This is a genomic window from Paenibacillus sp. MDMC362 (assembly GCF_003269305.1).
GTDB lineage: Bacteria > Bacillota > Bacilli > Paenibacillales > Paenibacillaceae > Paenibacillus_AQ.
On sequence record NZ_QLYT01000040.1, the window covers coordinates 39,615 to 59,716 of the forward strand.

General features: G+C 48.5%; 19 protein-coding genes. 16 read left to right on the forward strand and 3 right to left on the reverse strand.

Annotated features, from left to right (window positions below; translation table 11 throughout):
• Positions 1–122 precede the first annotated feature (122 nt).
• Together DP091_RS20360 and trmB are read left to right on the forward strand one after the other, a co-directional pair.
• Positions 123–305, forward strand: a complete 183-nt coding sequence (locus DP091_RS20360; RefSeq protein ID WP_071222664.1) for a hypothetical protein — start codon at positions 123–125, stop codon at positions 303–305.
• A gap of 191 nt (positions 306–496) precedes the next feature.
• On the forward strand, positions 497–1,210 hold the full coding sequence (gene trmB / locus DP091_RS20365; protein WP_113060006.1) for a tRNA (guanosine(46)-N7)-methyltransferase TrmB: 714 nt from the start codon (positions 497–499) through the stop codon (positions 1,208–1,210).
• Positions 1,211–1,328: 118 nt separating this feature from the next.
• On the opposite strand, the gene DP091_RS20370 is transcribed toward trmB, so the two are convergent.
• Entirely contained in the window at positions 1,329–2,456 is a 1,128-nt protein-coding gene (locus DP091_RS20370) for an MGDG synthase family glycosyltransferase (protein ID WP_113060007.1), read from the reverse strand.
• Positions 2,457–3,122: 666 nt separating this feature from the next.
• Here DP091_RS20370 and DP091_RS20375 point away from each other — a divergent pair.
• The 5 genes from DP091_RS20375 to DP091_RS20395 all read left to right on the forward strand — a co-directional run bounded on the left by DP091_RS20375 (position 3,123) and on the right by DP091_RS20395 (position 6,301).
• Positions 3,123–4,361, forward strand: a complete 1,239-nt coding sequence (locus DP091_RS20375; protein ID WP_113060008.1) for a glycosyltransferase family 2 protein — start codon at positions 3,123–3,125, stop codon at positions 4,359–4,361.
• Between the two features lie 282 nt (positions 4,362–4,643).
• Complete coding sequence (infC, locus tag DP091_RS20380) at positions 4,644–5,138, forward strand: translation initiation factor IF-3 (protein WP_071222668.1); 495 nt, start codon at positions 4,644–4,646, stop codon at positions 5,136–5,138.
• Positions 5,139–5,164: 26 nt separating this feature from the next.
• Complete coding sequence (rpmI, locus tag DP091_RS20385) at positions 5,165–5,365, forward strand: 50S ribosomal protein L35 (protein WP_007127239.1); 201 nt, start codon at positions 5,165–5,167, stop codon at positions 5,363–5,365.
• A 30-nt stretch (positions 5,366–5,395) separates the two neighbouring features.
• Positions 5,396–5,755 (forward strand): 50S ribosomal protein L20, encoded by a 360-nt coding sequence (rplT, locus tag DP091_RS20390; RefSeq protein ID WP_071222669.1) that lies wholly within the window; start codon positions 5,396–5,398, stop codon positions 5,753–5,755.
• A gap of 204 nt (positions 5,756–5,959) precedes the next feature.
• On the forward strand, positions 5,960–6,301 hold the full coding sequence (locus DP091_RS20395; RefSeq protein ID WP_113060009.1) for a hypothetical protein: 342 nt from the start codon (positions 5,960–5,962) through the stop codon (positions 6,299–6,301).
• Here DP091_RS20395 and DP091_RS20400 read toward each other — a convergent pair whose 3' ends face one another.
• Complete coding sequence (locus tag DP091_RS20400) at positions 6,302–6,751, reverse strand: GNAT family N-acetyltransferase (protein WP_113060010.1); 450 nt, start codon at positions 6,749–6,751, stop codon at positions 6,302–6,304.
• 598 nt (positions 6,752–7,349) lie between these two features.
• Between DP091_RS20400 and ilvB the strand changes: the two genes are divergently transcribed.
• The 4 genes from ilvB (at position 7,350) to DP091_RS20420 (ending at position 12,443) form a co-directional block, all read left to right on the forward strand.
• Positions 7,350–9,092: a biosynthetic-type acetolactate synthase large subunit gene (gene ilvB / locus DP091_RS20405; protein WP_113060011.1), complete on the forward strand. Its 1,743-nt coding sequence runs from the start codon at positions 7,350–7,352 to the stop codon at positions 9,090–9,092.
• Position 9,093: 1 nt separating this feature from the next.
• Positions 9,094–9,579 carry an acetolactate synthase small subunit gene (ilvN, locus tag DP091_RS20410; RefSeq protein WP_071222673.1) on the forward strand — a complete coding sequence of 162 codons (486 nt, stop codon included), beginning with the start codon at positions 9,094–9,096 and terminating at the stop codon, positions 9,577–9,579.
• Positions 9,580–9,745: 166 nt separating this feature from the next.
• Positions 9,746–10,738 (forward strand): ketol-acid reductoisomerase, encoded by a 993-nt coding sequence (gene ilvC / locus DP091_RS20415; RefSeq protein ID WP_009589347.1) that lies wholly within the window; start codon positions 9,746–9,748, stop codon positions 10,736–10,738.
• Between the two features lie 166 nt (positions 10,739–10,904).
• Positions 10,905–12,443, forward strand: coding sequence for a 2-isopropylmalate synthase (locus tag DP091_RS20420; protein ID WP_113060012.1), 1,539 nt, complete (start codon positions 10,905–10,907; stop codon positions 12,441–12,443).
• 244 nt (positions 12,444–12,687) lie between these two features.
• Here DP091_RS20420 and DP091_RS20425 read toward each other — a convergent pair whose 3' ends face one another.
• Entirely contained in the window at positions 12,688–13,668 is a 981-nt protein-coding gene (locus DP091_RS20425; protein ID WP_113060013.1) for an aldo/keto reductase, read from the reverse strand.
• A gap of 982 nt (positions 13,669–14,650) precedes the next feature.
• Between DP091_RS20425 and leuB the strand changes: the two genes are divergently transcribed.
• From leuB to DP091_RS20450, 5 genes are all read left to right on the forward strand, one after another.
• Positions 14,651–15,727, forward strand: a complete 1,077-nt coding sequence (gene leuB, locus DP091_RS20430) for a 3-isopropylmalate dehydrogenase (protein ID WP_076324535.1) — start codon at positions 14,651–14,653, stop codon at positions 15,725–15,727.
• A 174-nt stretch (positions 15,728–15,901) separates the two neighbouring features.
• Positions 15,902–16,441, forward strand: coding sequence for a peroxiredoxin (locus tag DP091_RS20435; RefSeq protein ID WP_113060014.1), 540 nt, complete (start codon positions 15,902–15,904; stop codon positions 16,439–16,441).
• 283 nt (positions 16,442–16,724) lie between these two features.
• Complete coding sequence (locus tag DP091_RS20440; protein WP_015737147.1) at positions 16,725–17,132, forward strand: hypothetical protein; 408 nt, start codon at positions 16,725–16,727, stop codon at positions 17,130–17,132.
• A gap of 326 nt (positions 17,133–17,458) precedes the next feature.
• Entirely contained in the window at positions 17,459–18,583 is a 1,125-nt protein-coding gene (locus DP091_RS20445; RefSeq protein WP_113060015.1) for an ATP-binding protein, read from the forward strand.
• 313 nt (positions 18,584–18,896) lie between these two features.
• Positions 18,897–19,859, forward strand: a complete 963-nt coding sequence (locus tag DP091_RS20450; protein WP_071222679.1) for an aldolase catalytic domain-containing protein — start codon at positions 18,897–18,899, stop codon at positions 19,857–19,859.
• The last annotated feature ends 243 nt before the right edge of the window (positions 19,860–20,102 follow it).

Genomic DNA, 20,102 nt, shown 5'->3' on the forward strand with positions numbered 1-20,102 from the left:
TTGGTATATTTAAAATAGAAAAATAAAAATATGATTCAAGCAATTTTGGCATGGGTATATATCGGATAGGATTCATATTTGTGTGACGTCATGGATACAATAATACCGTGAGGTGATTACGAATGAATTCATCGACAGTAAAGAACGACAGTAGAGACAAAATCGCTGTGGAGCTTACCCCGAACGAAGCCTTAGCCCTTACCGGCGTGGAGTTTAACTCCGATCAGGACGTGAAGGCTTCGGCACGTCGGAAGATTCGGGCCGCCTTTGAGAAGACGTTTGATTTTACGTCGAATGAAAGGTAGACTATTCACAGTTTAACCATCGCGGAACCCCAATTCCAAATATAAGAAAGAGGAACCTAGAGCCTTTGCGTTAAGCAGAGTATAGGTTCCTTTTTCTATGGGGCTCTTTACTTTTGGGTTTAACTTCGTCACAATAAATGCAGTATCGGGATATCATTCTAAATTTACATGGAAAGTTTCGGAGGTATGACATGCGTTTACGCGGAAGAAAAGGTATACGGGAAAATCTGGAGCAGCAGGAAGACCTGGTCGTTTTGGACCCCGGTCAATATAGAGGGAAATGGGCTTCATTATTTGGCAATGACCTTCCGATCCATGTCGAATTCGGCATGGGCAAAGGTCAATTTATAAGCCAGATGAGTTACAAGCATCAGAATGTGAATTTTATCGGGGTGGACATGTACGACGAGCTGATTCGCCGTGCAAGCGAAAAGGGACGAAATGTCTGGGCTCAGGACGGTGTCGATACCCCGCCGAATTTGAAGCTGGCGCTGTTTAATATCGAGAACGTCGAGCAGGTTTTTGAACCCGGCGAGATCGAACGTTTATACTTAAACTTCAGCGATCCGTGGCCAAAAGCCAAGCATGCCCGCCGTCGTTTGACGCATCCGCGTTTTTTGGACAAGTATTCCCAGATCCTGAACGAGCGCGGGGAAATTCATTTCAAGACCGATTCGGTTACGCTTTTTGAGTTCTCCCTGAATGCATTTGCCGATTATGGTTTGCAAATGACGAATATTTCGCTGGATCTGCATCGGGACGGACTGAACGAAGAACACGTGATGACGGAATACGAGACGAAATTCGTCGGTCAAGGTATGCAGATCCATCGCTGCGAGGCCATTCTTGGCAAGGAAGCACTTGCTTCCTACCATAAGAATCGCCTTGAAAAGTACGGTAAATAACGGTCTATATGGTAGAGTCTCGTCAATGATAGCGTTTGCATCTATTATAATAGTAGGAAATCTATCAATTCGATGACGTGTTTGCGGAAAACGTCGCAAAAAAAGGTGTGCTCCCTCATTAGGAGTACACCTTTTCGTTTTCCAGCATGTCGATGATGCTGCGGGCGCTTTGCATCGGATGGAATCGTTCGATGTCTCGCAAATTTTGCGCCCGTTGCCGTTGGATCAGATCGTATTGATGAAGCAGTTTGTTCATCCAGTTGCCAATAACCTCCAGCGAATGGATAGGCTCGCCCAATCCTTGCGCGGTGAAGTATTGGCAGTTCTCTTCTTCCTGTCCGGGAAGAGGCTGATGAAACAGCATGGGGATTCCTTTGGCCAAGCCTTCGGTACATGTCATCCCGCCAGGCTTCGTAACAAGCAGATCCGACACCTCCATCAGCTTGTCGATCTCGCGCGTAAAGCCCAAAATCCGGATATTCGGATGCTGGAACCGGGGGTTGTTCTCCATCTCCTCGCGTCCCTTGTCGTTATTGCCGAGGCAAAATATGATCTGGACTTCGTCGCGCCATCGGGTCAGAAATTCATGCACCACTTCGTCATTCATGATGCCCCAGCCTCCGCCCATCACAAGCACGGTAGGCATATCGGACAGATGAAATCGTTCCCTGATTTCCTTCTTGCTCGGATGCGTCCAGAAGTCGGGATGGATCGGAATGCCGGTAACCTGAATTTTGGCTTGGGACACCCCGCGATTGAGCAGCTTTCGCCTCACCTCCGGCGTGGACACGAAATATCGGTCCACCTCTGGACTGATCCATGTATCGTGAGCATCATAATCGGTAATAACGGTACACAGAGGCACATCGATGCCCAGTCGTTTCAAACGCGAGATGACTGCACTCGGTATAAAATGGGTACAAACAATGATGTCGGGTTTGAGCTGTCTAACCACGTTTTTGGTGCTTGTATAGAACATTCGGTGAAGTGCTAAAGCCGTAAAGCGGTTAAAGGACTTTTGATGGCGATACATGTACCCGACCAATCTCGGGCGAGTTGTAATCGTCTTTCTGTAGGCCGAAATGATCAGTGGAGCGATTTTAGGGTTCAAGAAGCTCCCGAGCTCGAGAACTTTGGTCTGTACGCTAGGCGATAACTGGCGCAGGCTGCTGGAGAGTGCATGAGCGGCCTGTGTATGGCCTGCACCGAACCCTTCAGATAACAGCAAGACTCTTTTTTTAGCCACTACTTTTCACCCGTTCTGCAGCGTTATTCTTTAACTTTAACATATCGACTTTGGGAAAAGAAATCAACCATTCTCCACTCATGTTTCAGGGACTTTGGTCCCGGAAACGGAAACTTTGTTCGGCAAGCTTCTCGCTGGCGCCTTGCTACTTAAGGAGTTAGTCAGCTGCGCGCATTTTGTAGAAAATCAGGGTCCGTGGTCTTTTGACTTGAGTATGAGATGCCGCTACAATGATTCAAACGGACATCAAAAAGTTTATTAGAGAAAGAGCATTGAAAAACGAAAACTTTTTGGGTGTCTGTTGCGTTTATTTATTGGCGGACAAGTCGAAAAAGAAAAAATGGGCAGCCAAGAGAAATAAAAAGCAAGGAAACGGATGAAAATAAGAACTAAAGCCGTTTGAAACGAAGCTTGCTGGCAAACGACATTGCAAGCTGAGCTCTTTTACGAAGTTTTTCCGTAAATTAGAGCATTCCACGGTTTTGACAAAAGATTCAAAAGTGTGGAAAATCGTGTATGACGTGCGAAGTTGCCCCGCGGCACCGAGGCTACTAGAAGGACAGACACAAGTCACAGGGTCATAGCAACAACAAAAAAAAGCGAAAAACTTAGAGAGAAAAAAATAACAAACATTCTCGGGTTATAAAAAGGGGGTAACGGAGAATCATGACAGACGCCATCTTTATCGCGCTCCAACTATTCTTGGCCGCGGTGGGTGTGTACCAGTTCGTATTCTCTTTGTTTGGTCTGGTCAAAAGAAAAAAGAAACAACAGTTTGAACCCAATAAATCATTTGCAGTGTTAGTTGCTGCGCACAACGAAGAACAGGTTGTCGGTGCATTAATGGAGAACCTGAAACAGCTTGATTATCCGAAACATCTGTACGACGTATTTGTCATCTGCGACAACTGTACAGATCGTACAGCAGAGATCGTCCGTGCCCACGGGATGAACGCATGCGTGCGTACGAATCAGAATCTGCGAGGCAAAGGTTATGCCATCGAGTGGATGCTGAAAGAGCTCTGGGCGATGCCGCGCCAGTATGATGCGGTCGTCATGTTTGACGCGGATAATCTGGCCGCTCCGAATTTCTTGAACGAAATGAACAATGATCTTTGCTCTGGAGCAAGAGTTATCCAGGGATATATCGATACCAAGAATCCTGAGGATTCCTGGATCACTGCCTCTTACGGGGTATCTTACTGGTATATCAACCGCTTATGGCAGCTCTCCCGCAGCAATCTGAACATGGCGAACTTTCTCGGCGGTACGGGAATGTGCTTTGAGACCAATCTCTTGAAGGAGATCGGCTGGGGCGCAACCAGTCTGGTTGAGGACTTGGAGTTCACGATGCGCAGCGTTATGCGCGGCGTGTATCCGAAGTTCAACTATAACGCGAAGGTATTTGACGAAAAGCCGCTTACGTTTAAGGCTTCGGCCAGACAACGTCTGCGCTGGATGCAGGGTCACTTTACGGTTGCACGCCGTTATTTCTTCCCGCTGCTGTGGCGTGCCATTAAAGAACGCAGCCTCGTGAAGCTGGACTTGGCATTGTATGGAGTCAACGTTTACATCGTACTGCTGACTTTCTTGTTGACGGCCATCATCTGGGTAGACAGCTCATTCTTCGATGGGCCGAATATCGCGAACCTGTACGGTTATTTACCGCTATGGCTTAGCTTTACGGCGATCGCGGCGAACGTGTTCACGTTCATGATCGCGATGATTCTGGAGAAGGTGAAATACAAGAAAGTGTATATGTATCTGGTGCTGTTCCCGGTTTACCTGCTGTCGTGGTATCCTATCACGGTATATGCGTTCTTCACGCAGAACAATAAGCAGTGGAGTCATACGGAGCACACCCGGGTTGTACGCCTTGAAGAAGTTCAAAGCAAACAAGGCTAATCCAATATTTAATTTCCATCTGTGTTGACAGAAGATAGGATGACCTGTTATACTATCGTAGTCTGTTAAACAGAATATCTGATTGCAAGCAGAAGCGCCGCTTCTCACCTGACCGACATGTGTTGGCTGGTTTGATCACGAAATCAATGAATGGATTTAACTTCATTTGTGAGATGAGTATCAAATAGGGATGTCGGTGATTAACCCGTCATCCCTTTATTTTTTTTTTTCAAACAGGAACAACAAGTAATTTGGAGGTGGAGGACTATCAGTAAGGAACATATGATCAATGACGAGATTCGGGCCAAGGAAGTACGTTTGGTTGGTGCCGAAGGTGAGCAAATCGGGATCAAGCCGATTCGTGAAGCACTGCAAATGGCAATTGATCTCAATCTGGATCTGGTGAACGTGGCCCCTCAGGCGAAACCGCCGGTATGCCGCATCATGGACTACGGTAAATTCCGCTATGAGCAGCAGAAGAAAGAGAAGGAAGCACGTAAGAACCAGAAAATTGTGGATATCAAAGAAGTATGGTTCCGAGCCAACATTGAGGAGCATGATTATCAAACCAAGCTTCGCAATGTCGTTAAGTTTTTGAAAGACGGCGATAAAGTGAAATGCTCCGTGCGTTTCCGCGGTCGTGAAATCACCCATGCTAACATTGGTCAGAAGATTTTGGAGCGCGTGAAGGTGGAAGTGGCGGATCTCTGCGTCATTGAACGTCAACCGAAATTGGAAGGCCGCAGCATGATTATGATTTTGGCTCCAAAAGCCTAAGAGAAATTAGAGGAGGAAGTACTACAATGCCTAAAATGAAAACACATAGCAGCCTGAAAGGCCGCTTCAAGATTACTGGTACTGGTAAAGTTAAACGTTATAAAGCTTACAAAAACCACTTGCTTTCCCACAAATCCAAGCGTGCGAAGCGCGTATTGTCCAATAGCCCAGTTATGGCGCCTGGAGATGTTAAACGTTTGAAGCAAGGTCTGGCTAACTTGAAATAGTAAACAACAATTATTGGGAGGTCTTTTGATATGGCACGAGTTAAAGGCGGATTTGTCGTTCGTCGTCGACATAAAAAAGTATTGAAGCTTGCGAAAGGTTATTTCGGTTCCAAACACCGCATTTTTAAAACAGCGAACGAGCAGGTAATGAAATCCCTCGTTTATGCATACCGGGATCGTCGTACAACGAAACGTAATTTCCGTAAATTGTGGATCGTTCGTATCAACGCGGCTGCTCGTCAAAACGGTCTGTCTTACAGCAAATTGATGCATGGTCTGAAGCTTGCTGGCGTGGACATTAACCGTAAAATGCTGGCTGATCTGGCTGTTAATGATCTGAACGCGTTTAATTCTTTGGCTACTGTAGCTAAAGAAAAAGTGAACGCTTAATTATACGTGTATGAAGAAACCGCCGTAATATTACGGCGGTTTTTTTATTTTCCGCTCCTGTCCGTCATACATAAGAATGTTTAGCGCTGGATGCTGGGCAGGACGAGCTTTTTTACCCATCTTTAGTCATCGTAAGGGCCATGAAACAAGCAAGGGAACTCCTTCCGGAATAGATTGAATGTATATTACCTGAGGAGGGATCTTATGCACAAGCCTGTCAGCAAGGCAAAAGTGAAATTATATGTGGGCAAACAGATCGTAGCGTATAAGAAAGACGGGACGATGGTGACAGGCAAGCTGGTACGCGTTTCCGGCAACCGCCTATTTGTAGAACCGGCAACCAAGGGGAAAAAGGTGAGAACCAAGGCGATTCTTCCGCTCGCATTGTTTGATCTTCTTGCCATTGGGACGGCACCCTATGCGTTCGGTGGAGGTTATGGTGGCGGTTTCGGTGGATATCCGGGAGGCTACCCGGGGGGATACGGCGGATTCGGACCGGGGTATGGCGCATTCGGGCCAGGCTTTGGGCCAGGTTTCTTTTGGTAATTAGAGGAACCAGATCTTCTCCAGCTCATAACAGCGGCTCGGTTCGATGATTCTTGTAACCGTGTAGCCGAGCTTTCGGTAAAAGTTAAGGCCGGTCTGGTTTCCAATATCCACCATGACCTTGGCGCGTTTGCATCCGCGGGATACAGCGAAACGTTCGGCATGCTCCATCAATCGGACACCCCATCGTCTTCGCTGTGCGGTGGATGCGACGGCCAGCATATCGATATACAGCAGTTCGCCATGCATCATAAAATGGATAAAGGCAATGATTCTATCGTTATCCTGAGGCGAAGCAACAAGGGTCACGCCGCGTCGTAAACGAGAGGGAATGTCCTTGCGGATGATGTCCAGCTCTTTTTTTGTCATATGGGAAAGCGGGACGAGTTGGGACTCAATGAGTTGTAGAATCATCGGATCATCCTGCTCCGGTTTTCGATAGCGGATCATCGTGTTGTTTCCTCCCTTCACCGCTATTAAGAATAGCTCCATTTATCATATGTAGCAGGGTTTAAGAGCGTGTTTTGCATCAAGGAAGCGAAGAGATTGCTCCAATTGTGAATGAAAACCTTTCATCGGAAGTAAAATAAATGTGTTGACTTCTGGAATGAATGAATCATATAATGTTTCTAAACATTTTAACGAATATATCCAATCGGCAATGATGAGGACGAAGTTTAAAGGGCTCTTTTGCTCAGAGAGTGGATGGATCAGCTGAAACCACCACCAAAACCCCTTTTATACGAGCTCACCTCGGAGCTGTTTCCCTGAAAGATGCTACGCTATGACTTTATCGCATTAAGTCGTAACAGCGTTTATTAGGGGGAATCGTCTTAGTCCACGTTACGGACTGCAGATATTGAAGAGCTGTGTTCAATGTGTTCTTCATACCTGCTGAGGCTTTACACTGCGAAGTGTAGGGCAAACATGGGTGGTACCACGGAAGCTAAACCTTTCGTCCCTCACACGGAGATACTCCGGGTGTGGCGACGGAAGGTTTTTTTGTTGCTTGAATGAAGAGTGCCAATATTTGAGAGGAGGATGACTGATGAGCGCGCAAACTCCAGAAGTGCGGTCTACAGAACAATTACGAGAGAAATGGTTGAAGCCTGAAGTGATTACCGGATCGGAAATCTTGCTTCGGAGTCTTCTGCTCGAAGGTGTCGAATGCGTCTTCGGGTATCCGGGCGGAGCGGTCCTGTACATCTACGATGCCATGTATGGTTTTGAGGACTTCAATCACGTCTTGACCCGTCATGAACAAGGCGCCATTCATGCAGCTGACGGTTACGCTCGCGCAAGCGGCAAAGTCGGTGTATGCATAGCGACTTCAGGACCGGGGGCAACGAACCTTGTGACCGGTATCGCAACAGCTTATATGGATTCCGTTCCACTCGTTGTGATAACCGGTAACGTTGCAACAACCCTGATCGGTACGGACGCATTCCAGGAAGCGGACATTACAGGCATCACGATGCCGATTACGAAACACAGCTACCTGGTAAGAGATGTAAAGGATCTGCCGAGGGTGATTCACGAAGCCTTCCATATCGCTTCAACCGGCCGCAAAGGTCCGGTACTGATCGATATACCGAAGGATGTATCCGCAGCAACGACGCTGTTCCAGCCGGAAGAACGAATTCAACTGAGAGGGTACAATCCTCGGACGGTACCTAACAAACTTCAGTTGGATAAATTAGCCCGCGCGATTGAGGAAGCCGAGCGTCCCATGATCCTTGCTGGCGGCGGCGTGATTTACTCCGGTGCTCATGAAGGGCTGTACGAATTCGTGAACAAATCCGGGATTCCGATCACGACAACGCTTCTCGGTCTTGGAGCATTCCCAAGCGGTCACGAATTGTGGACAGGAATGCCAGGTATGCACGGAACCTACACATCGAACCATGGTATTCAGCAGTCGGACCTGTTGATCAACATCGGGGCAAGATTCGATGACAGGGTTACAGGCAAGCTTGACGGTTTCGCGCCACATGCGAAGATCGTTCATATCGATATCGACCCGGCTGAGATCGGCAAGAACGTGCCAACCGATATCCCGATTGTCGGAGACGTGAAGACCGTGCTTGAGATGCTGAATCCGCTCGTTCCGTACGCAGCGAAAGCAGACGCGTGGAGAGACCAGATCAGAACATGGAAAGCCGAATACCCATTCCGTTACGTCGATTCAGATACGGTGCTGAAGCCGCAATGGGTTATCGAAATGCTGAACGATACGACAAAGGGTGAAGCGATTGTAACGACTGACGTTGGCCAGCACCAAATGTGGGCCGCTCAGTATTACAAGTTCAACCAGCCGCGTTCCTGGATCACCTCCGGCGGTCTCGGAACGATGGGCTTCGGATTCCCGTCCGCGATTGGTGCCCAGATGGCGCATCCGGATCGCCTGGTCATTTCGATCAACGGGGATGGCGGCATGCAGATGTGTTCGCAAGAACTTGCCATCTGTGCCATCAACAACATTCCGGTGAAAATCGTTGTCATCAACAACCAGGTGCTAGGAATGGTTCGTCAATGGCAGGAGCTCATTTACGATAACCGTTACAGCCACATCGATCTGGCAGGCAGCCCTGATTTCGTCAAGCTGGCTGAAGCCTACGGTGTCAAAGGACTTCGTGCCACCACGAAAGAAGAAGCACAGCGTGCTTGGGCCGAAGCGATGGAAACACCGGGACCCGTCCTCGTTGAATTCGTTGTAGAGAAAGGCGAGAACGTGTATCCGATGGTGACGCAAGGGTCGACAATCGATCAAATGCTGATGGGGGATGCGTAAGATGAGTACAAAACATACCATTGCCGTACTAGTAAACGACCAGCCGGGTGTCCTGCAGCGCGTATCCGGGTTATTCGGACGCAGGGGCTTTAACATCGAGAGCATTACCGTGGGGCAGTCGGAGGAATCCGGCTTGTCCCGGATGGTTATCGTAACCACCGGTGATGAAACGACGCTGGAGCAGGTGGAGAAGCAGCTTTACAAGCTGATCGACGTTATTAAAGTCATTAACCTGAGCTCGAAACCGATGGTAGCCAGAGAGCTCGCCCTGATCAAAGTAAAAGCCGAGCCGTCGGCCAGACCGGAAATTATGGGCGTTGTCGAGACGTTCCGCGCATCCGTCGTGGATATCGGCACAGCCAACCTGATGGTTCAGGTGGTTGGCGATACCGTCAAAATCGATGCCATGATCGAGCTGCTTAAGCCGTATGGCATCCAGGAGCTTTCCCGTACCGGGGTTACCGCGATGATTCGCGGTAACGCGTAATGATTTTACGTTTTTCTTTTATGCGGATGACAAAGTTATTGCAATATAAGCGTTAGACACCTGCATGGCATGAGCGGGTGTCTCAGCAGATCGGGAATGGGATTCGGTCTATTGAGATACCCGCTCATCATGAAGGGTCTTTAAAATCAAAGGAGGACTTATACAAATGGCAATTACTACTTATTATGAACAAGATGCAGAACTCAGCGTGTTAAAAGACAAAACAATCGCGGTTATCGGTTATGGAAGCCAAGGTCATGCTCAAGCGCAAAACTTGCGCGACAGCGGACTTCAGGTTGTCATTGGTCTTCGTGAAGGCAAGTCGTTCGACAAAGCGAAAAACGATGGTTTCGAAGTGCTTCCTGTAGCTGAAGCCGTTAGCCGTGCAGATGTAGTACAAATCCTGATGCCGGACGAAACCCAAGCAGCGGTGTACAAGAACGATATCGAACCAAACCTGAAAAAAGGCGCGGCACTGATGTTCTCCCACGGTTTCAACGTTCATTTTGGTCAAATCGTAGCTCCAAAAGACAACGATGTCCTTCTGGTTGCTCCTAAATCCCCGGGTCACATGGTTCGCCGTACGTATGTTGAAGGCTTTGGCGTACCTGGATTGATTGCAATCGAGAAAGATGCAACTGGACAAGCCAAGGCGATCGGTCTTGCTTATGCAAAAGGTATCGGATGTACTCGTGCAGGCGTTATCGAAACTTCCTTCCGCGAAGAAACCGAAACGGACTTGTTCGGTGAGCAAGCGGTATTGTGCGGCGGTGTATCCGCATTGGTTAAAGCCGGTTTCGAAACGTTGACTGAAGCTGGATACGCGCCGGAAATGGCATACTTTGAGTGCCTGCATGAACTGAAACTGATCGTAGACATGATCTATGAGGGTGGTCTTGCCAGCATGCGCGACTCCATCAGTAACACAGCGGAGTATGGCGACTATGTAACAGGCCCACGCGTGGTAACCGAAGATACGAAGAAGGCAATGAAAGAAGTCCTCTCCGATATTCAACAAGGTAAATTCGCTCGCGACTTTATCCTTGAGAACCAATCGGGCCGTGCGTTCCTGACAGCTACCCGCCGCAATGAGTCCGAGCATCCGATCGAAGTGGTTGGTGCAGAACTTCGCGAAATGATGCATTGGATCAAAAAATAAGAATATATAGAATTCATAAGAATTCTTCCGGGTATGGGGCAGTCTAGCATGAGATGATGGTGCAACTGCATATGTCCCGTTAGATTAAAGCAGCCGGCGGCAGGGGGTTAAGTCAACCTGCCGCCGGATGTTTACGTCAAGCGATAAACTTCAAGGAGGTGCCGACATGCGAAAGATTTATGTCTTTGATACAACGCTGAGAGATGGAGAGCAGTCTCCTGGCGTGAATTTGAACACTCGGGAAAAGGTGGAAATCGCCCTTCAACTCGAAAAGTTGAAAATCGACCGCATGGAAGCAGGCTTTCCAGCGGCGTCGCCCGGTGACCTTGCTGCTGTGAACGCAGTGGCACGCGCGGTTAAAGACGTCACAGTCATTGGATTGTCACGTTCCAGAGAGAGTGACATCGATGCGGTTCGCGAAGCGCTTCAGGGCGCACAGGATCCATGCATACACGTATTTCTGGCGACTTCTCCGATTCACCGCAAGTTCAAGCTGCGGATGGAGAAGCAGCAGGTGCTGGAAACGGCGCAGGCCTCGATCCGTTACGCAAAGAAATACTTTTCCAAGGTGGAGTTTTCCCTGGAGGATGCCGGACGGACGGAGCTGGATTTCATGGCCGAGGTCGTAGGCATGGCTGTACGGGAAGGCGCCAATGTCATTAACATTCCGGATACCGTGGGTTATTTGAATCCTTCGGAGTACGGGGCTATATTCAAATACTTGAAGGAAAATGTTCCAGATATCGAGAAGGTGCAGCTGAGCGCGCATTGCCATAACGATCTGGGCATGGCGACGGCAAATACCCTTGCCGCCATTCTGAACGGGGCCGATCAGATCGAAGGAACGATCAATGGAATCGGTGAACGCGCAGGCAATACCGCCATTGAGGAAATTGCGATGGCGCTGGAGACGCGTTCCGAGTTTTTCGGAGCGAAGACGGGGCTGGCACTAACGGAGATCGCCCGCACGAGCCGCCTTGTGAGCAAGCTGACCGGTATGGTCGTGCCGGGCAACAAAGCGATAGTAGGCGCGAACGCGTTTGCTCATGAATCCGGCATTCATCAGGACGGCATGCTGAAAGAGAAGACGACCTACGAAATTATGACGCCGGAGTCTATCGGGCTCAAAGAAAGCAAGCTGGTGTTAGGCAAACACTCTGGCCGTCATGCTTTCCGGGAGAAGCTGCTGGATTTGGGCTACGAGCTGAACGAAGATCAGGTGAATGACGCATTCGCCAAATTCAAGGTGCTCGCCGACAAGAAGAAGGAAGTATCCGATGAGGACCTGCTGGCTCTGTTGGAAGAGAAACTGATCGATACGCCTGAAGTGTTCAAGCTGGAAACGATCTTTGTTGCTTACGGCAACGAATCCACACCGACGGCGCGGGTGCGTATTGCGACTGCGGAGCAGACGATTGAGGAAGAGGCCGAGGGCAACGGTTCCGTCGACGCGATCTATAACGCGATCGACAAGGTGACCGGCGAAGAAGTTACGCTTGCGGATTATTCCATCAAATCGGTAACGCACGGCAAGGATGCTCAAGGTGAGGTGCATGTCGTGCTGTCACAAAACGAAGTGGCTGCGCAAGGCCGCGGCTTGAGCACCGACATTCTGGAAGCAAGTGCAAGAGCTTACGTGGATGCGGTTAACGTCCTAATCGAGAAACGCAAAACGTTTAGCCGGCGTGAGCGTGCTACGCTGTAGCATGCTTAGAGTACATGGTAGCTCTGAATCGCATCGTTTTGCGCTGCAGGAGATATTCAAAGAAAAAGAGGAGCCGCTATAACAGGGGCTCCTCTTTATTTATTTTATAATGCTGTTGGCCGGCCGTGCATGCTGGTATCAGATACAGAACGAGCCTTTAAACACTCATAGCAGTGTACCGATACCCGCTTGATGCGCTGATCAACGGGATAAGACAGCGTTTTGTTCGGGCACTTTCCTTAGTTTACCAAGCATAGGCCTTGGGAGCGGCTCCGCCCGGACCCGGGAAAATTTCATCCAGACGCTTCATTACGGATTCATCGAGTTCAATCTCAAGCGAGCGCAGGGAGCTTTCGAATTGCTCCAGCGTGCGAGGTCCGATAATCGGTCCCGTAACCGCCGGGTTCTTAAGCACCCAGGCAAGGGCGACGTTATCCTGCGGTTCGCCCAGCTCTTGGCAGAGAGCTGCGAATTGTTCCAGCTGAGAGCGGTGTTTCTCCACGCGCTCCGCATTGCCCCCACTGCGCGAGCCTTCAATTTTCTTAAGCGCATTACGTCCCAGCAGTCCACCGTCCAGCGGGCTCCATGGAATGACGCCGAGTCCGAGCTGCTGCGAAGCGGGGAGCACTTCGAGTTCCGGCAATCGGCACGTCAGGCTGTATTTGTGCTGTTCGGAAACGAGGCCGAGGAAATGACGGTTCTGGGCTGCGGCTTGCGCAACCGCAATCTGCCAGCCTGCAAAATTGCTGGATCCGACATACCCAATTTTTCCTTGATGAACCGCAACCTCAAATGCGCCCCACAGCTCGTCCCAGGTGACGGAAGGATCGACGTGATGCATTTGGTACAGCTCGATATGGTCTGTCTGCAGACGCTTTAGCGAAGCTTCGAGATGACGGCGAAGTTTATAGCTCGACAGCCCGGCTTCATTGTTGGGACCATCCAGAGGATCGCTCATGGAGCCGTAGAATTTGGTAGCCAAAACGACTTTCTCGCGGCGGCCCCCGCCTTGGTTAAACCAGCGTCCGATAATGGTTTCGGTCAGCCCGGAGTTCTCGCCCCAGCCGTAGATGTTCGCCGTGTCGAAGAAGTTGACGCCAGCGTCAAGCGCGGCATCCATAATGCGGAAGGCTTCCTTTTCATCGGTAGCAGGACCGAAATTCATCGTCCCCAGACACAGACGACTTACTTTCATACCGGATTTACCTAGAGCCGTGTACTTCATAATCAATGATCACTCCTTGGTCTTTTAGGGTATAAGGCAAATTCACCCCTATTGTAGCGTACTGGCAGAAAAATGTAACTAAAGCGTTTGGAGACCTTAATATGGTTGCACTGAAAGCCGACCTGCGAGTGATCTGTTTACTTCATTGGCCTAATTTAAAGAGCAAGAGCAGGAAGCAGAGAGTGGGGGGGAGAAAGTATAAGCAGCAAGAAACTGGGTAATTAGCAGCAGAAGCGAGAGGCAGAAGCAGAAAGCAGAAGCAGAAGCAAGAAGTAAGAAGCAAGAAGTAAGAAGCAAGATGCAAGATGCAGAAGCAAGAAGCAAGAACCACAAGCAGGACTAGGAGTAACCGAGGATCTCTTCAAGATGTTACTTTCAGGATCCGCCCCATGCTTATGCATAGGGCGGATCTTCTACCTCCCCCCACCCTTGTGATCAGGGAGATAGCTCTTCTCCAGTGACCTGCCAATCGCCAAACATTAGCTTCGAAGCAGCGGAGAGGACGAATCGATTCCGGAAAAGCGAAGCGGTCGGCTGAAAGTTTTCCACCGGAAAACTCACATCGAAAGCATAGACTGGAGCCGAAACTCAACCGCTAACATACAATCCGGAAATTCGGCGACAACAGCGATTGGAGGAACGATACGTACTCGGAGCCTCCCACATTAAGTCTTCGATGCTCTCGCATAAAGCTGCTCTTGCGTAAGTCACACACGCATAAAATCGCCCACGATTAAGCTTTACTCGCATTAAGTCTTGCCCGGATTAAATCTTTACTCGCAATAAGCTGATATTAACTCTTTGAGCGTCTGCGCAACTCTTCGGCGCAGCCATCTCCCTGATCACATTCCCCCTACTTATAGGCAAAACGAATTAAGTTCATAGTTTCTATATCTTGGTCAATCAAGGGGGAAGTATGTTACAACAGTAACTAGATGATTAAATACGACCAGTGTGTATATAAATTAAGGAGTGACGAAGAATGGCAGAAACGAAAAAAATCGCGGTAATTGCCGGAGACGGTATCGGACCTGAGGTAGTGGCCGAAGCGGAGAAGATCATTAAACGTACCGAAGAAGTGTTCGGATATTCATTTACGACAGAGCATGCATTGTTTGGCGGTATTGCCATTGATGAGAAAGGGACGCCGCTGCCAGAAGAAACGTTGAATGTTTGTAAAAGCGCCGATGCTGTGTTGCTTGGTGCGGTAGGCGGACCGAAATGGGACAACAATTCAAAGGAGCTTCGCCCGGAAACCGGATTGCTTGGCATCCGTAAAGAGCTTGGCCTGTTCTCCAACCTGCGTCCGGCTGTCATTTTCGATTGCTTGAAAGACGCGTCCACATTGAAGCCTGAAGTTCTGGAAGGCACTGACTTGATGGTCGTTCGCGAGCTGACCGGAGGTATATACTTCGGCGAGAAATTCAGACGCGAAGGTGCCGGTGGAGAAGAAGCGGTAGATACCTGCGTGTACAATACGGCGGAGGTAGAGCGAATCGTCCATCAAGCCTTCGAGATTGCACAGAAGCGCCGGAAGAAGCTGGCTTCCGTCGATAAAGCGAACGTGCTGGAAACGTCCCGCTTGTGGCGCGAAACGGTAAACCGCATCGCTCCTGAATATCCGGACGTGGAACTGGAGCATGTGCTGGTAGACAACTGCGCGATGCAGCTTCTGCGCCGCCCGTCCAGCTTTGACGTGATCGTAACCGAGAACATGTTCGGCGACATTCTAAGCGATGAAGCAGCCATGCTGACTGGTTCCATCGGCATGCTGGCATCTGCATCCATGGGCGAGGGTGCTTTCGGCCTGTACGAGCCGGTACACGGTTCGGCACCGGACATTGCCGGTCAAGGCTTGGCAAACCCGATCGCAACGATTCTGTCGGTAGCGCTGATGTACCGCCTCACGTTCGGCTACGAGGATGCGGCAGACGCAATTGAACGCGCAGTTGCCGAGGTGCTTGATGCCGGACATCGTACAGCAGACATTGCCGTGGATAAGAGCAAAGCGCTTAGTACGACAGAAATGGGCGATTTGATCGCTGCGGCTATCCGTTAATAGAGGAAGCATTCGTTCAAAGAAATTCCTTATTTATAATAATTATAATAAAGTAACGTCTACAATCTTGACTTTGATTAGCCTCAATGATAACATTTCTATTAAATGTTCATAGGAACATAGCATGTAGGAAATACACGTATTTTCTTACATATGTTAAGGAGGAATTCAATCATGGCAGAACGTTTGGTTGGTAAAGCGGCTCCTGATTTTACAATGGAAACTGTATCAGGAGACGGTAAAGATTTTGGTAAAGTAAGCCTGTCCGACTACCGCGGCAAATGGCTCGTATTCTTCTTCTATCCGCTTGATTTCACTTTTGTATGCCCAACTGAAATCACGGCTCTCAGCGATGCTTATGATCAATTCAAAGCATTGGATACTGAAATTCTGGGTGTAAGTGTTGACTCTATCCACAGCCACAAAGCTTGGATCAACACCGCTAAAGAAGCTAATGGTCTGGGAGCATTGAACTTCCCGCTGGCTTCCGACATCACCAAAAACGTAGCAAGAGACTACGGTGTTCTGATCGAAGAAGAAGGCATTGCTCTGCGCGGCTTGTACATCATCGATCCAGAAGGCGAATTGAAATATCAAGTTGTTAACCATAACGACGTAGGCCGCAGTGTAGAAGAAACGCTTCGCGTTCTTCAAGCACTTCAATCCGGCGGATTGTGCGCTATGAACTGGAAACCAGGCGACAGCAACCTGTAATTCCATTTCGTTAAAGTTAAGGCAGCCCTCATTATCTGACATTATGTGCAGGTAGTGGGGGTTTTTTCACCTCTGATTTTATTGGATGAAATAGGGGAAGACTCTTGTTTAGAGAACCGCTCTTGCGTTGATATATAATTAAATATATAGGCTTGCAGACTTATGTTTAGGGAATCGTGCCTAAAATTTTAATCGAGGTTCTTTTCATGAAGGAATTAGCGGGAGTGAAAGCGAATACAATATTTTGAAACGGTTGAGAATCCACAAAAGGAGGGTGAACGATATGAGTTTTTGCTGTGGGGCTAGTATGATGGGTACAAAGGGTACACTGAAGCATTATCGCACTCAAGTACATAATGTTCCCCTGCTGTCTTGTCCGGTCTGCCATCGCGTGGAGGTACATCATCGGGTTGAGAATGAGTATGAAATATTAGCTGAATATGCCCATGGTGACGGAGCATCCCAGGTGGATTTTCAGGATTATGTGATGGAAGATGAGGATGCGATTTTTGAGAATGTTGTCAACCGGGAGTCGGAGGATCCGCTAACGGTGGTTCAGAGTCAGATTGATATGTCGTTAGATCTCCTCGTGGTTGCCAAATGGATGGAGGATGAGAAGTGGCAGGGCGAACTGAAAAGACGGCTTGCCGTGATGAGTCAGCGCAGGCTCCGGCTCCAGAAGCAGCCTTAATCCAGGAATTAATAAAGCCTCGTGAGTACCCGGGGCTTTTTTAATGTTTCAAATCAAACAAAAGGGGGTAATGTTTATATTAGTTGTTTGATGATTAGGTCTTAGATACACTGCATAAGCAGAAATACATAAGCATCATGGATGGTATTTTTATGCAATTTCCCATTTTTCGACAGGATTTCTGATTGACGTTTCTTTGCTTCGATGACTATCATGGAAGGAAGCAGATTCGGGCTGCTTCTGATTCAAAGGCGGACAAGCTGATGTTTGCAAGGTTTTTTTGTCGGTTTGGTGAGTTCAACTTTTCATGAAAAGGGGGAGCCATCTTGTTGAGTCAAATCCGTGAATCTGAGCTGCAGGCAATTCGTTCTTTTCATTCCAGCCAGCTTATTAGGAACAAGTATGAGAACATACTGGAGAATCTCGACAGCGGGATCATCCTCTTTGATAGTGACGGTGTGTTAGCATTTGTTAATGTACAGATGGCAAAATTGTTAGGTGTATCCCGTAAATCGCTGACTGGCTGTACGCTGACCCAACTATTGCGACATCCCCAGCTCTCTAGATTTAAGAAGAGAAAAATACTTCGCATTTTTCGGGAAACGGTGTTCCACCGCAAGAGATTTCATGAATTGGTTGATGAATATGGCCGATCTTGGCTGATCACGATGACCTATGGGGACCAGATGGAAGGCGATTTTCTGATCAGTGTGAAGGATGTATCCGACTTCAAACGAATTGAGCAAACCGCTTATCAGAACGATAAGCTGGCCATGCTGGGGAAAATCTCGGCCTCCATTGCCCACGAGATACGCAACCCGCTCACCTCCATCCGTGGCTTCATCCAGCTGCTTCGTCCGCATCTCGTAAGTTTAGGTAAGGACGAGTACGCCAGAATTATACTTACGGAGATCGATCGTGCGAATGATATTATATATGAATTTCTAAATTCCTCCAAACCCTCGGCTCCAGAAACCAAGATTGTGTCCGTATCCTCTTTATTGAAGGAAGTTGTTCTGCTAACTGAAAGTGAAGCCTTGATGAAGGGATGCCAGATTAATCTGCTTACCGATAAGACCCCGCCTGCGTTTATATCCGTGGACGTGAAGCAGATCAAACAGGTGATTCTAAATATTATCAAAAACGCCCTGGATGCGATTAATGAGCATCATGATGAGAATATCACCGGCGTGATTGATATTTCAGCCCGCGATACGGGGAAACATATCAACATCTGCATATCGGATAACGGCGGCGGCATGGATCAGAATACACTGAACCATCTGTTCAACCCGTTCTTCACTACGAAGGAGAGTGGAACGGGGCTCGGATTATCCGTAAGTTACAGCATTATCAGAAATCATGGCGGTTCGATTGCCGTGGATAGTCAGGTTGGTGCCGGAACGGAGTTTGTCATTACTTTTCCCAAGTTGGACGTTTCGGAAGTCTAAGATGTACGATACGTGCCTGAATGAATACGAGAGCAGCTGTTCCGATGGAATGGCTTTTTCTTTTTTAGGAGGAGATGAACGCATGAAGTGGACATTAAAGGGCAGTTTATCATCCGGGCAAGTGCATACCGATGCCACATCATGTTCCCGTAGGCCCAGGTCGTTAATTGAAGCGCTTCTTATGAATTGAAGAGGCAGCGGCAGTCCCATATCCTTTTGAATAACGTCAGCCCTACGGACGTTTTTGCTTTACTTTTCAACCGGCATTCAAGTATGATGAAGAGAAAAATCGCCGAGAGGAGTTTAGCTTAGAATGATTAAGAGTAGTCAGACAAAGATTGTAGACTGTACCATTCGCGATGGCGGACTGGTCAATAACTGGGATTTTAGTGTAGAATTCGTACAAAATTTATACGCGGGCCTGAATGAGGCTGGCGTGGACTATATGGAAATCGGTTATAAAAATTCGCCTAAACTGCTGAAAGGCGCTGATCAGGCAGGACCTTGGCGATTTCTGGATGATGAATTCCTCAGAGAAGTTATTCCTCATAAAGGCAAAACCAAACTGTCCGCGCTTGTAGATATCGGCCGTGTGGATGAAGACGATATTTTGCCGCGCGAGGAAAGCTTGCTGGATCTCATCCGTGTCGCTTGTTACATTAAAGACGTGGATAAGGCGCTTGCGCTGGTACAGACCTTCCATGATCGTGGTTACGAGACTACGCTGAACATTATGGCCCTCTCCAACGTAATGGAGAACGAGCTGCTGGAAGCTTTTGAGCTGATCAGGGAGAGCGTCGTGGATGTGGTATATATCGTCGATTCCTACGGAAGCCTCGATCATAAAGATATGGAATACCTTGTAAATAAGTTCAAGACGCATCTGCCAAACAAACGTCTGGGCGTTCACACCCATAACAACATGCAGCTGGCGTTCTCCAACACGCTGGTCGCTGCAGATCTTGGCGTTGAGCTTCTGGATGCATCCGTTTATGGGATGGGACGTGCGGCCGGCAACTGTCCGACCGAGCTTCTGGTCACCCATTTGAAGGGTACGAAGTATGAGCTGCGTCCGGTTCTGGATATTATCGAGCGCTATATGATCCCTCTTCGCGAAAAAGAAGAGTGGGGTTATATCATGCCTTACATGATTACAGGCACTCTGGACGAACATCCACGCTCCGCCATGGCCCTCCGTGCTTCGGACGATAAAGACAAAATTGTGGATTTTTATGATAAATTGACGACACCGGAAGTGACTTTCGACAAAAAATAGGCAAGGTGCCTTTGCAGCCCTGCTCGTATCAGGTCAAGGTAATGTCAGCATCTTTCCCTCATTGGAAGGATGCTGTTTGCTTTCTTATGCGGGCACTGCAATTTCCATAAAATACATGTTGAAATTATGTGTTCGGCATGGTATATTTATTTTTGTCTTCAAAAGACAGCATCTTTATCGTCGGGACGTAGCTCAGCTTGGTAGAGCACCTGGTTTGGGACCAGGGGGTCGCATGTTCAAATC